The organism is Roseimicrobium sp. ORNL1 (genome assembly GCF_011044495.1).
GTDB lineage: Bacteria > Verrucomicrobiota > Verrucomicrobiia > Verrucomicrobiales > Verrucomicrobiaceae > Roseimicrobium.
Window position 1 is genome coordinate 6,660,037 of record NZ_CP049143.1, and the last position, 12,120, is coordinate 6,672,156.

Annotated in this window: 11 protein-coding genes; 2 read left to right on the forward strand and 9 right to left on the reverse strand. The window is 60.6% G+C overall.

The genetic code is table 11. From position 1 onward, the window contains the following. Positions 1-31: 31 nt before the first annotated feature. The 7 genes from G5S37_RS26740 to G5S37_RS26770 form a co-directional block, all read right to left on the reverse strand. On the reverse strand, positions 32-973 hold the full coding sequence (locus G5S37_RS26740) for a M28 family peptidase (protein WP_240914722.1): 942 nt from the start codon (positions 971-973) through the stop codon (positions 32-34). 50 nt (positions 974-1,023) lie between these two features. Then, positions 1,024-1,941, reverse strand: coding sequence for an ADP-ribosylglycohydrolase family protein (locus G5S37_RS26745; RefSeq protein ID WP_165208402.1), 918 nt, complete (start codon positions 1,939-1,941; stop codon positions 1,024-1,026). Between the two features lie 224 nt (positions 1,942-2,165). Then, entirely contained in the window at positions 2,166-3,209 is a 1,044-nt protein-coding gene (locus G5S37_RS26750) for a glycosyltransferase family 2 protein (RefSeq protein ID WP_165208404.1), read from the reverse strand. Next, entirely contained in the window at positions 3,206-3,763 is a 558-nt protein-coding gene (locus tag G5S37_RS26755) for a dTDP-4-dehydrorhamnose 3,5-epimerase family protein (protein ID WP_206026158.1), read from the reverse strand. The genes G5S37_RS26750 and G5S37_RS26755 overlap by 4 nt, the downstream gene beginning before the upstream one ends. Before the next feature lie 55 nt (positions 3,764-3,818). Then, complete coding sequence (locus G5S37_RS26760; RefSeq protein WP_165208406.1) at positions 3,819-4,595, reverse strand: tRNA(His) guanylyltransferase Thg1 family protein; 777 nt, start codon at positions 4,593-4,595, stop codon at positions 3,819-3,821. Beyond that, positions 4,592-5,035, reverse strand: a complete 444-nt coding sequence (locus tag G5S37_RS26765) for an AAA family ATPase (protein WP_165208408.1) — start codon at positions 5,033-5,035, stop codon at positions 4,592-4,594. Before G5S37_RS26765 ends, G5S37_RS26760 begins: the two co-directional genes overlap by 4 nt. Positions 5,036-5,148: 113 nt before the next feature. Beyond that, positions 5,149-6,411: an argininosuccinate synthase gene (locus G5S37_RS26770; protein WP_165208410.1), complete on the reverse strand. Its 1,263-nt coding sequence runs from the start codon at positions 6,409-6,411 to the stop codon at positions 5,149-5,151. A gap of 137 nt (positions 6,412-6,548) precedes the next feature. Here G5S37_RS26770 and G5S37_RS26775 point away from each other — a divergent pair, with 137 nt between their 5' ends. Both G5S37_RS26775 and G5S37_RS26780 read left to right on the forward strand, forming a co-directional pair. Then, a complete protein-coding gene (locus G5S37_RS26775; RefSeq protein ID WP_165208412.1) occupies positions 6,549-8,006 on the forward strand; it encodes an FAD-dependent oxidoreductase in 1,458 nt (485 codons plus the stop codon). A gap of 35 nt (positions 8,007-8,041) precedes the next feature. Continuing rightward, positions 8,042-9,310 carry a hypothetical protein gene (locus G5S37_RS26780; protein WP_206026159.1) on the forward strand — a complete coding sequence of 423 codons (1,269 nt, stop codon included), beginning with the start codon at positions 8,042-8,044 and terminating at the stop codon, positions 9,308-9,310. A 405-nt stretch (positions 9,311-9,715) separates the two neighbouring features. On the opposite strand, the gene G5S37_RS26785 is transcribed toward G5S37_RS26780, so the two are convergent. Together G5S37_RS26785 and pfkB are read right to left on the reverse strand one after the other, a co-directional pair. After that, positions 9,716-11,005 carry a carbohydrate porin gene (locus G5S37_RS26785; RefSeq protein ID WP_165208414.1) on the reverse strand — a complete coding sequence of 430 codons (1,290 nt, stop codon included), beginning with the start codon at positions 11,003-11,005 and terminating at the stop codon, positions 9,716-9,718. 171 nt (positions 11,006-11,176) lie between these two features. Continuing rightward, the gene (pfkB, locus tag G5S37_RS26790; RefSeq protein ID WP_165208416.1) at positions 11,177-12,109 is read right to left on the reverse strand and encodes a 1-phosphofructokinase; all 933 of its coding nucleotides are present in this window, start codon (positions 12,107-12,109) and stop codon (positions 11,177-11,179) included. Positions 12,110-12,120: the final 11 nt, after the last annotated feature.

The window sequence follows — 12,120 nt, forward strand, 5'->3', positions numbered from 1 at the left end:
TCCCCAGTCACACGAAAATGCATAGTCCGCTCTACTTCCCCTCCAGCTTCATCAACTCCGTCACCACCGTGGCCACAAGGACCTGGGTGACCTGCAGCAGGAACGTATAGTTCAGCGTCGTCGGCAGGTCCGTGAGCTGGTGGTAGTGCGGATTCCGGAACTCCGCTGTGTCCGTCCACATGATGGAGGGCACGCCCGCCTCCCAGAAGGAAGCATGGTCACTGCGATGCAGCACCGGGAAGAGAGGCTCCATCCCGGGACCCAGCGGCAGGCCCAGCACGGGAAATTTTGGCAGGTAGGTGCGTGCCACCGTCAGCACATTCATCATGTGCAAGGCACTCTGGGAATTGGCCACGAGGGCGATGAAATTCCCCTGGCTGGGAAGACGCACCGGCAGACCCAGCGGCACCTTCTGCGTGTTGTACTTGTGGTCGGCATAGCCCACCATCTCCAGCACGTGCACGCACCGGATGCTCTTGCGCTCCTCCGGTGAAAGCGCGTTCACATACTCTTCACTCCCCAGCAGGCCGTCCTCCTCCCGGTTGAAGGCGACGAAGGCCACGGGAAGGTCCGGCCGCCAGTTCCGGCAGGTCCAGGCACAGGCGAGCATCGCGGCCACGGCGCTGCCATTGTCGTCCGCGCCGGGCATGTTTGGCACGCTGTCGTAGTGCGCCGCCACGAGGAGGACCGGACGAGTGACTCCCGGCGGACGCGCGACCACATTCTTGTACTCGCCCTGAAGATCCACCTGGTACCCCCAGGCGGAGAGCTGGGTGGCGAGCCAGCGGGCGGCGGCCTGGTTCGCCTCGGCATTCGCACTGTAGTGCCGGGGCAGGCTGATGCCTTCCACCCACTTCCTCAGCCAGTCAGGTGAGATCGAAGATATGAGTGCAGCCAGTTCCGGCACCACCTTTCCGGGGGCTGACTGTTCCGCACTCCTTAGCTCCATAAGACAATTTGGGGGGCGCATCATTCCCCGGACCCTCCTTTTATACAACCGTGAAAATAGGTTCCTTGTGTCTTTTACTTATCGAAGGGTAAACGTTCACGCTCAGCCAGCCAGCGAACCGGGATTCCCTCCCTCCCCACACTCAGGGCCACGATGCCCCCAGCCATGGCGGCAATGGTGTCGCAATCCCCTCCCCCGCTGATGGCGGCGCTGACCGCTCCGGAGAAATCGCGCAGATGGGTGGCGGCGCACCACACGGCGAAGGGCACGGAATCCGGCGCGGTGACGAGCGCGCCATTCCCCAGCGCACGAGCAGCGTCCTCCACGGAGGCACCTGCCATGCCTGCGGCCTTCTCAAGGCCACGCTGCACCTCCCCGGGAGGTGTGTAGTTGATGACGGACTGGAAGAAGGTCTTCCACCGCAGCTCAGGTTCCATGTCGCGCGTCTGCCACGCCATGGCTGCGGCAATGGCCACCGCGACAGCTCCGGCGATCCCCTCGGGATGCCGGTGCGTGACTTCGGAGGACAGGCGCGCCTCCGCACATACCCGCAGCAGGTCCTCCGCAAAGTACCCACCCAGGGGCGCCACGCGCATGGCACTCCCATTTCCCATGGAACCCCGCCCACTGAAAGCCGAGCCCGAGGCGACATACCACGGAGTACCTTCCAGCACGCTACGCAATTGCATGCGTGTCATCTTTCCATACCCACGATCCGGGTCCGCATCGAACCGCCTCGCGAAATAGAAGGCCAGCGTGTCCTGGTGCACGCTGCGTGCCAGCCGCAGGGTTTCCACCAGAGCGATGGCCATCTCCGTATCATCCGTATGAAACCACGGTCCGGCAGGCATGGCATCTTCCCGAATTTTCCGGGCAGCCTCATGGTATTGGTAGGACAGCATCTCTCCCAGCGCATCTCCGATGGCAAGGCCGTCGAGGCTGAGCAGGGCGCGCTCCAGTTCGGCGGATAGGACGGAAACAGTCTGGCTCATGGATTCAGGTTTACCATGCCTTGCCAAAACCTTGCACAAGAAGTTCGCTCATGACGCGGAAAGGCATTCCCCATGGAATGGAGCGAGCGTCCATCAGGGCACCCGTTCAAAATAGTTCCAGAACCCCTCCTCCGTGACACAGGTCGACTCCATGTAGATAACGCGGCCTCTACGGACAAAGACACGCGCATGACCGGAGAGCGGGCGAGCTCTCCGGCCTCACATCACCGCCGGCGCAGCCACCGGAGCCACTTCGGCCCTTTGTTTTCCTGCTTCAGCCGGTCCACTTCATCCTTCAGGCGTTTCAGTTTCGCATCCCGTTCGGAGAGCTTGGTCTGGAGGACGCCCTTCTGCTCACGGAGCGCCTGGATTTTTCGGTCGAGTTCGGCCACCGGAGCCAGTCCTTGCTGGGCCGACAACTGCAGCTCCAGATGCCAGGCGTAGGTCATCACCGCATGACGGCAAGCGTCCCGTAGTTGGGGCACGATTTCCGGTGCGGCTCGGAGACGCCGCCAGAATGCCTCCTGCTCGCTCATGCCCGGTGGCACCGCCCAGCGCATGACATCCGGCAGACGCCCCGGCTCCCGGTGCAGTTGCAGCCAGACAGGTTCGGTATCAGGAGCAAGGTCACTCAGCCGCCAGAGCGCGCGAAAGTGCATGCAGGTCATCACCGACACGCTTCGTATGGCGTCCGTCCCATAGTTCCGGATGATCCGTCCCCAGAGTTCCATATCGCCTCCACGCGGCATTTCGTCATTCCACCAGCCAACGTCCTCGAACGCCTTGCGCCGGTGCATGGTGCACGTGGACGGGATGCGATTCCAGCGCCTCGCGAGGTACTCCTCGCGCATGGTCTGGTCCTCAAGATGGTAGACCGTCGGCACCATGGCGCCGTCGCGCCCCACCCACATGGCCTCGCTATACACAAAATGAGCACCGGGATCCTCCATGGCCTGCACCAGCAGGGCAAAGTGATCGGCGGTCACGAGATCATCGTCCGCCATGAATCCGATGAGCTCACCCCGGGCTTCGCGGAGCACGTGATTGCGGTTCGCATATCCAAAACCCAGCGCCTTGGGCAGGTCAAACCAGCGGACCCGGGAATCCGCAGCCACATAACGTGAGGCGACCTCCCGGGTGGAATCACTGCAGCCGTCTCCGCAAATCAACAGCTCGAAGTCGGCAAACGACTGCGCGAGCACGGACTCGATGGCGAAAGGAAGGACATCAGGCCGGTTGTGCGTCGGCAGCAGGATGCTCAGCTTCATGACTCACCCTTCACATGTCGAAAGCGATACGGGATCAAATCCGTATCCAGCGGCAGGCGAATCTTGTCCGGCGCGGAGTGATCATACTGGATGGTGGGGAAGTTCACCACGAGCGCATCCTTGTCGCCGATGTTCTCATCCGCATGCCACACGCCCACGGGAACATTCACCAGCTGCCGGCGCTGCTCGGAGAGAAAAATCTCGCTGACCAGACCGCGCGTCGGTGAGTCCGGCCGCGCATCGTACAGCACCACCTTCATTTCACCCTGCAGCAGGCAGTAGCGGTCCTCATGACATTGGTGCATGGCCCAGCCCTTCACCCAGCCTGGACGGACGGTGAAGTAGTAGGCAAACACCAGCGGATCCTCATGCCAGCCCCAGCGCGGGTCGAACATCTCACAAACCGTTCCGCGCGCATCTGTGTGCAGCGTGAGATCGCGAATCTTCATCCCGTGCACCAGCGTGCGGCAAGACTGTCCACTTGCATCAACAGTTTGCGAATCCGCCACGCTGGCAGCAATGAGACGGTCCTGAATTTCTTCCGAGTCTGGCATGTACCAGCTTGTAGGCGAAAGCGTTGATTGTAGCAACAGGAACGAGAATATCACCTCAGCCTGAGCAGTTCGTCGCCTCCTGTATCCTGACCGCCAGGAACTCATCATACTCCAACTTCATCGGCAGTTCGAGATCCACTTTCAGTCTCCGTCGGCTAGCTTTCATCGTCTGGCCAGTCTTGGGATTGAAGCCTTCCTTCTCAAAGGTTTCCCAGTACACACCTGACCCGCGCTTCTGCCAGGCAGGGAGATCATTGAAGTTCACTCCGCGCTGGAAGAGCAGTTCGTTTTTCTCAGCCCGGCTCAGGTTCTTCAAGGCGTTGGTGGCTGAGGAAGCGGACTTGCCTTCCTTCCGCAGTGTCCAGTAGCAGTGCGCATTCAGCGCATTGCGCGAGGCATCCTCCTGTCTCCAGCGGAAGTACTCGCGCACCAACTCAGCATTGGGCAACTGGCTGATACGGCAGTCAAAACATCCCATCGCACCCAAGCGCAGCGAGAACACCGCGCTCGCCTCCGCAGCGAGGATGGAATCCAGCTTGCGAAGTTTTCGGTTAAACAAGTCTGCCTCCAGTTGGAAGAGGAGCGAGATTTCATCGCTCTGTGTGTAGCCATACACCACGCGAAAATCCGCACCCACGAGGTGCTGCACCACCGCGAGCATGTGATCACGGAAGCGCTCGTCAAAGGGTGCCTCAAACTTGTGCACTTCCTTGGTAAGCCTGGTGAAGCCACGTCCATCGAGGCGCGCGACCATGTAGACGCCCGGCAGCACACAGAAATCGTGGCTGGTTTCAAAGACGCGCATCTTGGCGTCCAAATCATCAAAATTCATACTTTCCAATCTTCCACTACAAATTGATTTCCCTCCGCGAGTCGCACAAAGAAGAGCTTCTCGAACCCCTCCTCCATCGCAGGCAATTCCAACTTCCCGCTCGCTCCGTGAATAGCGCCATCGGGCAGACGCTCCTCTCCTTCACGCAAGGCATTGCGAAGCTTCGCATCTGCCACACGGGACTCGAAGAAGTAGCCATGCACTTCGTATCCCACTTCACGAGCAGGCGTGATGTAGCGGGCACGGCGGGCCTTGGTGAGGTTCGTACTATCAATCACCACCTGCGTCTTGCTCTCCAGGCATGCGGTATACAGCAACTGCTCACGGTGACGGGTGCGCAGCATGTCCAGATTCAGACGCAGATGCGTGCGGTAGAACCGCTCTTTGTAGAAGCTGGACTTCCCGGTGCCCGGAATGCCAATGAAGAGGATGAGCTGCATAACCATGGTGATTTTTCTGGATGCCGCTGAATCGAGAACAACAAAAAACCGGCAGCCAGTCACCTGGCTGCCGGTTGTGAGTGAAAAAACAGACTCGGCTGTGAGGTGACTATCTATTTGGCTTTGCCTACGTTGCCCAGGTTCTTCGCGCCGTTCACCTGGGAGTTCACGCGCAGACGCAGGCCGTTGAGGCGGATGAATCCGGTCGCGTCGTCCTGGTTGTACGCCTTGGTGGGGTCCGCTTCCATCGTGGCGATGTGCGGGTTGTACATGCTGAACGGGGACTTGCGACCCGCGGCATGGATGCCGCCCTTGAAGAGCTTCACGCGGACGGTGCCGGTGACATTCTTCTGGCTCTCGGTCACGAGGGCCTGGATGGCCAGGCGCTCGGGAGCGTACCAGAAGCCGTTGTACACGAGCTCCGCGTACTTCGGAATCAGGCTGTCACGCAGATGCATGACTTCGCGGTCCATGGTGAGGCTCTCAATCTGGCGGTGCGCGAAGTGCAGGATCGCGCCACCGGGAGTCTCATACACACCGCGGCTCTTCATGCCCACGAAGCGGTTCTCCACCATGTCCACGCGGCCCACGCCGTGCTTGCCGCCCAGCTTGTTGAGCGTCTGCATGACCTTGAGAGGGGACAGTTCCTTGCCATTCACGGCCACGCAATTGCCCTTCACGAAATCCAGCGTGACGTATTCGGCCTTGTCCGGGGCGTCTTCGGGGAACACGGACAGCACGGTGAAGTAGTCCTTGTTCTTCTTGTCGCCCGCGTCGAACCACGGGTCCTCCAGGATGCCCGCCTCATACGAGATGTGCAGGAGGTTGCGGTCCATTGAGAAGGGCTTCTTCGCGCTGGCCTGCACGGGGATCTTCTTCTCCGCGCAGTAGGCAATCATTTCCGCACGGCCGGGGAACTCATTGCGGAAGCGCTCATCACGCCAGGGGGCAATGATGTCGAGGTCCGGTGCGAGCGCGGCCGTGGTGAGCTCGAAGCGCACCTGGTCATTGCCCTTGCCCGTGGCGCCGTGGCCAATGGCGGTGGCGCCTTCCTTCTTGGCGATTTCCACCATGCGCTTCGCGATGAGCGGGCGCGCAATGCTGGTGCCGAGGAAGTACTGGCCTTCATAGATGGCGCCGGCCTGCATCATGGGGAAGATGAAGTCGCTGGCGAACTCGTCCTGGAGGTCGTCGATGTAGATCTTGCTCGCGCCGGTCTGCTTGGCCTTCTTTTCAAGGCCCTTGAGTTCGTCTTCCTGGCCGATGTTCGCGCAGAAGGCGATCATCTCGGCGTCATAGGTGTCCTTGATCCAGGAGAGGAGCACGGAGGTGTCGAGACCGCCGGAGTATGCGAGAACGATTTTTTGTTTGGCCATGGTCGGAGAAATGAGAGGGCCGGGAAGAAACCACGGATCTGCCCAGTCTCAAGAGCGAAGGCATTTCTGTCACACAAAACCGGGCCGCGCGGCTCAGCCTGCAAGAAACTCCCCCGGGGGCAATTAGTCCTCTGACCATGCCTTTTCCGTCCCCCACCCCCAGCTCCAGCTCTCCCACGGGCGCAAACGCGAATCGCCGCAACTTCCTCGCAGGCGCCTTAGCGGGACTCGCTGGTGCGCCTCTTCTCGGAGGCCGGGCCCTGGCGGAGAACGCACCTGCCGCGACAATCGGCGGCCTCCAGGAGCCTGCCCGCCAGGTTTCCATCGCGGATGATGTGGATGTCATCGTGTGCGGTTCCGGTCCGGCAGGCATCGCTGCAGCGGTCATGGCAGCCCGTACCGGGGCCAAGGTGCGCCTCTTCGAAGTGCACGGCTGCCTCGGCGGGGTGTGGACTGCGGGACTGCTGAGCTATGTGCTGGATGCGAAGAACAGCGGCTTCAACCAGGAAATCATCGACAAACTCAAGGAACGCTCTTCCTACAACCCGAACGGCACGAAGGCATACTTCTACGACCCCGAGGAGATGAAGCGCCTGCTGGAGGAACTGTGCGTGCAGTCCGGTGTGAAGGTGCAGCTCTTCAGCCGAATCGTGGCTGCTTACAAGGACAGCGCCAATCGCCTGACCACCGTGGTCACCGAATCACAGTCCGGTCGTCAGGCATGGAAGGCGCGTGTCTTCATCGATGCCACCGGCGATGGCGACCTCGGAAATCTCGCGGGTTGTGAGTGGGAGCTGGGCGAAAGCAACGCGTGCCCCTGCCAGCCCATGACGATGATGGCCATGGTCACCGTGCCGGACCCGGAGAAGCTGCGCCCCTTTGCCTCCCACTACGGTTCACCCTCGTGGCGCAAGGAACCGGTGGAGAATTTTCGCAAGGAACTGGCCCGCTTCGGCCACACGCCGACCTATGGCACGCCCTCGCTCTTCCACGTGCGGGATGGCCTTTTCAACCTGATGATTAATCACGAGTACGCCGTGCGTGCCGACGACGCGGCTGCCATCACCGAGGCGACCTTCCGCGCGCGCAGTGAGATTCACACGATCACGCGCGGCCTGCGTAAACTCGGTGGCTCGTGGGACGGACTTCTGCTCGTGGCCACCGCGGAGCAGATTGGCGTGCGGGACGGACGCCGCATCAAAGGGCGCTATGTGCTGAGCAAGGACGACCTCATCGAAGGCCGCCAGCAGGAGGATGGTGTGGTGACCGTAACCTTCAATGTGGACATCCACGCCGTGAGCAAGAAGGCCAACGAAACCGCTGCCTATCACAACGCCGGCGTGAAGACCAAGCCGTACCACATCCCGTTGCGCGCGCTCATCGCAAAGGACGTGGACGGTCTCATGATGGCCGGACGCTGCATCAGCGGCGACTTCATTTCCCACGCCAGCTACCGCGTCACTGGCAATGCCGTCGCCATGGGCGAAGCCGCAGGTGTCACCGCGGCCCTCGCTGCTGCGAGCAAACATCAGCCGCATGAAATCGAGTGGAAGGATGCTTCGGCGAAGCTCGCGCAACTCAACAGCAAGGCCTGAGAATCATGATGGCGAAAACATGGTGTAGTGAGGTGATGAGATTCTCTTTTGTTCTTCCCAGCCTGTTGTTCGTGGTGAGCCTTGCTTCCGCGCATGCGGAGACATCGTCTGCCAATGCGAGTCTTGAGTCCAAGATGAATGAAGCGTGGGACGTGGCGTGGACCCGATTCTTCCAGAAGGACGTAGAAACCTTCATGGACTACCTGAGCAGCTACGAGCCCGGGAAGGAACAAGCCCACCTGCCCACTGCGGAAGAGGTGAAACGCCAATATCCCAATCCCTGCGGCTACAGCACCGGCATGGAGGACGGCATGATTCTGGGTGGGGCGGTGCTCAGCATGCTCTGCGACCGCTATGCCGTGACGAAGGAGGAAGATCTGCGCGCAAAGGCCGCGCAAGTTTTCAGCGGCATGAAACGCTGCGGCACCGTGCATGGCGTGCCTGGCTATGTGGCGCGCAACGTCTGCCCCGAGGACCGCAAGAGCGTGTACATCAACTCCTCTCGCGACCAGGTCACCCATTATGTCCACGGCCTGTGGAAGTACTACCACAGCCCACTGGTGGATGAACCCACCAAGGCGGAAATCCGCAAGCTGTGCGCCGAGGTCGCCGAGCGCATGATTGCCTTCGTCACTCCGGAGAATGACTACGACTTCTGCCGCGCCGATGGCCAGCGCTGTCCCTTGGGCATCTGCCGCATGTGGAATGTGCAGGCTCACGAAGCCGCCCGCCTTCCCATGATCTACGCCGCCGCGTGGGACGTCACCCAGAACGAACGCTACCGCGAGCAGTGGCGCAAATATGCCGCTGATGCCATCGCCCAATCCACGACTCCCGTGGAAACCAAGCCTGCCTATGCCCTCCTGCAAATGCAGGCCTCGCTGGAACTTCTCTACGCCCTGGAACCCGACAGTGCTCTGAAGAATCAAATCCGCGAGATCATGCAGAAGGTTGGCGGCCTCGGTGAGAAGCGGCTGGACCACACCGTGAAGATCATCGCGAAGAAAACACCCGAAGAAATGCGCATGCTCGGCCCCGATTGGCGCACGGTCCCGGTATGGAAGAATCAAAAGGGCTATCCCAATCCGCAGTGGGGACCATACCGAGAGATCTGGCACATCACCCGCGAGGCCGGTGAAGCTTCGCTGCTGCCGCTGATGGCCGACCCTCCCACGATGTCCGCGCCACAGAAACAGCAACTGCAGGACGTCATTCTCCATACCGACTACCTGCACAACTCCAGCTGCGGCATCATCTACCACCTCGCCGCGTACTGGAAGGCGAGGCGGGCTGGGGCGCTGTGAATCAGATGCTCTCGCAGGGACAATTTTCCCTGCATAAGCGCCACAGCATGCCAAGGAGTGGGGGCATTCCTGCCCCCATTGGAGATGTTGCTACATGCCTGGCCATAGAGTTACTCATGTGCGTGAACGAAGCTCTTGTCTCGCAGGGAGCGGCACTAGCCTAGTGCCGTCATCTGCAGCGTGGCCGCGGCATCGCATGATGAAGCATGCTTTGAGCTTTCATGATCGGGCTCCGCACCCAAATGCTCACCGCCGGCACTAATGCTAGTGCCGCTCCCCACGACTCGGATCGCACCCTTCTAGGGACGTGAAAAATGGGAGGTTATCTTCACGCGCTCCAATGGGGACAGGAATGTCCCCACTCCTTGACATGCAGCAACACGCCGGGGCGAAGGTCTGCAAATCTCAGAACGTCACCCCCATCTGCACCCCCACTACGAACGCATCTCCAATCTTCCCCGTGCCACCTGGTCGCACCACATACTGCACACCCGGCTGGATGTAGGAGAACTTCGTGAGTTGATACCGATATGCGGCCTCCAGCACCATCTCATAGTCGGGCCTTCCATCGCCGCGCGCCTCGACCGCGTCGGCATAGTCATCGCTGAATGAGCCATAGGCCATGCCGAAGATAAGATTGTCCGCATCACGTCCCGGAATCAGACCCGTGTACACTGCGCCCACATTGAGTTGCCACGGCATGATGGCGATGTTCTCATTCGGGTCGTGTGTGAACGCGCTCCACAGAATCAATCCCTGGTCACTCCCGGCACGCTCGCGATAGACCATCTGATCCGCATGAATGTAGAAGCCGTAGGAGCCATCGGTTTTCTCCGTGCTCTTGAACTGGCTGAAACCATCCCACGGTGAGTAGTAGGCACCCACCCAGTAGTGCCCCGGCAGTCCGGTGTCCTTGTCTCCACCAAAGGTCGGCGTCCATCCCAGCTGCGTGACCATCCACACGCCATCACCAGATTCGAACTGGAAGTCCACGCCATGCTTGTCGCGATCGAACACATCATCCTGCGCCTGGAAGATGCCAAACTGGAAGTTCGTCTCCGGCGTGGGATCCAGCCTCAGACGCGCCGCCCACGTGGCAAACGGATAGGCGGAGAACTGCGTATTGAAGAGCACCGCACGCAGGTTGCCATCGAACGCATTGCTCATGTAGTACCCGTAGAGCGATGATGTATTGAAATCATCCGACGCACCAAAGCGCCCGATGCGAAGGGACGCCTTGTCATCCGCAAACTTCTGCTCGAACGCGACCTGATACAGGAAAATGGTCTGGCCACCGACGACCTGCATGGAATCAAACTGGCTGCCCACATACTCCTGCGTGATGCTGCGTCCCGAGCGGTTGATGGCGCTGATGAGGAAGGTCGCGCCATCCCAGTCCATCATGGTCTCCAGGTCGAACAGCAGACCAAGATAAAAATTGTCCGCAAACTCCGCGCCCTGGTCAAAGCCACCGCTCACATTGCCCGCGGCATTGATCACGTAATAGGAGTCCACGGTGAGCCCGGATTCCTTGAGCAAAGTGCGAAGGCCGCCCCAGTCACCCGTGGCATACTTCTGGTCCTGCCATCGCAACGGCGGCAGCGCGGTAGTTGGAGTGGTGTTGGCGACAGGTTCTCCAGCCACCATCGCAGTCGCGCAGAGGAGGCTGGCAAGGGGAAGGCAGGTGCGTTTCATAAAGGGAGACATCGGGTGCATGACTGGGGGCGTGGTGAATGAGAAATGGGCATGAGGATCCCCGGCACCGACGTGCTGCCGGTGAAGAGGGACGGGCGTATGAGCCCGGGGTGCAGGTCGCAGGTCTGTGCCTGCAGGGAGGCTGTCAGGCGCCGCCTGAAGCGTGCGGCATCAGGTGATCATAACCGTGGACATGAGAGGTTCAAAATCTGGAACCGCGATGGCGCTGCTGAAATTTTTGGCGAGCACCCGCATGGAGGATGCCGTGGCAAGACGAGCCTGGTCCGCGAGCGACAGTCCACGAAGCTCCCCGGAGATGATGCCCGCCACCATGGCATCTCCCGCGCCCACCGTGCTGCGCACCTCCATGGCCGGTGGCGCAGCATGGATGCATTCGTCCTTCGTCACGAAGACCGCTCCCTCCGCACCCATGGAGACCACCACGAGTTCCACACCATGCTGTTGGAGGATTCCTCTCGCGGCCTCCACCACCAGTTCTCGTGTGTTCAACTCGGCTCCCATGAGCGTCGCGAGTTCATCGATGTTCGGCTTGATGATTTGCGGTCCGGCTTCCAGCGCATGGCGCAGCGGCGCACCGCTCGTATCCAGCGCCACCTTGCAACCACGCTGGCGCAGCAAACGGATGAGCGATTGGTAGATGGTGACATCCACGCCTTCCGGCAAGCTGCCAGAGAGAACAAACCACGAGGCCGCCAATTGCTCCATGCCCGAGCGCAAAAGCCTCAAGGCATTGCTCGTAGGCGCGAGACCTGGGAAGTTGATGTCAGTCGTCTCCTTTTTCTCAGCGTCCACAATCTTGATGCCCACACGGGTGCTCCCCGCGAGATGCACAAAGTAGTCCGCCACCCGGGCCTCGTGAAAAGCCTGGTCGAACAAGGCGCGATTCTCCTCGCCGAGGAAGCCCGTGACGGCCACACGATGCCCCATGCCCGCCAGTGCGAGCGCGACATTCACGCCCTTGCCACCGGGGCGGTGTTGCACGGTCTCCACACGATTCACCCCGCCAGCCGTGAAACCGGGAATGGTGACGGTGCAATCCACCGCGGGATTCAACGTAAGCGTGACTGCTTCCAAGACGGACATGAGAGATGCAG

What these genes read in the sequence shown, in the direction of transcription:
- G5S37_RS26740 (WP_240914722.1), bottom strand. Translation starts at nt 973, where the DNA reads ATGATGCGCCCCCCAAATTGTCTTATGGAGCTAAGGAGTGCGGAACAG.
- pfkB (WP_165208416.1), bottom strand. Translation starts at nt 12,109, where the DNA reads ATGTCCGTCTTGGAAGCAGTCACGCTTACGTTGAATCCCGCGGTGGAT.
- G5S37_RS26765 (WP_165208408.1), bottom strand. Translation starts at nt 5,035, where the DNA reads ATGCAGCTCATCCTCTTCATTGGCATTCCGGGCACCGGGAAGTCCAGC.
- G5S37_RS26770 (WP_165208410.1), bottom strand. Translation starts at nt 6,411, where the DNA reads ATGGCCAAACAAAAAATCGTTCTCGCATACTCCGGCGGTCTCGACACC.
- G5S37_RS26750 (WP_165208404.1), bottom strand. Translation starts at nt 3,209, where the DNA reads ATGAAGCTGAGCATCCTGCTGCCGACGCACAACCGGCCTGATGTCCTT.
- G5S37_RS26760 (WP_165208406.1), bottom strand. Translation starts at nt 4,595, where the DNA reads ATGAATTTTGATGATTTGGACGCCAAGATGCGCGTCTTTGAAACCAGC.
- G5S37_RS26745 (WP_165208402.1), bottom strand. Translation starts at nt 1,941, where the DNA reads ATGAGCCAGACTGTTTCCGTCCTATCCGCCGAACTGGAGCGCGCCCTG.
- G5S37_RS26755 (WP_206026158.1), bottom strand. Translation starts at nt 3,763, where the DNA reads ATGCCAGACTCGGAAGAAATTCAGGACCGTCTCATTGCTGCCAGCGTG.
- G5S37_RS26780 (WP_206026159.1), top strand. Translation starts at nt 8,042, where the DNA reads ATGAGATTCTCTTTTGTTCTTCCCAGCCTGTTGTTCGTGGTGAGCCTT.
- G5S37_RS26785 (WP_165208414.1), bottom strand. Translation starts at nt 11,005, where the DNA reads ATGAAACGCACCTGCCTTCCCCTTGCCAGCCTCCTCTGCGCGACTGCG.
- G5S37_RS26775 (WP_165208412.1), top strand. Translation starts at nt 6,549, where the DNA reads ATGCCTTTTCCGTCCCCCACCCCCAGCTCCAGCTCTCCCACGGGCGCA.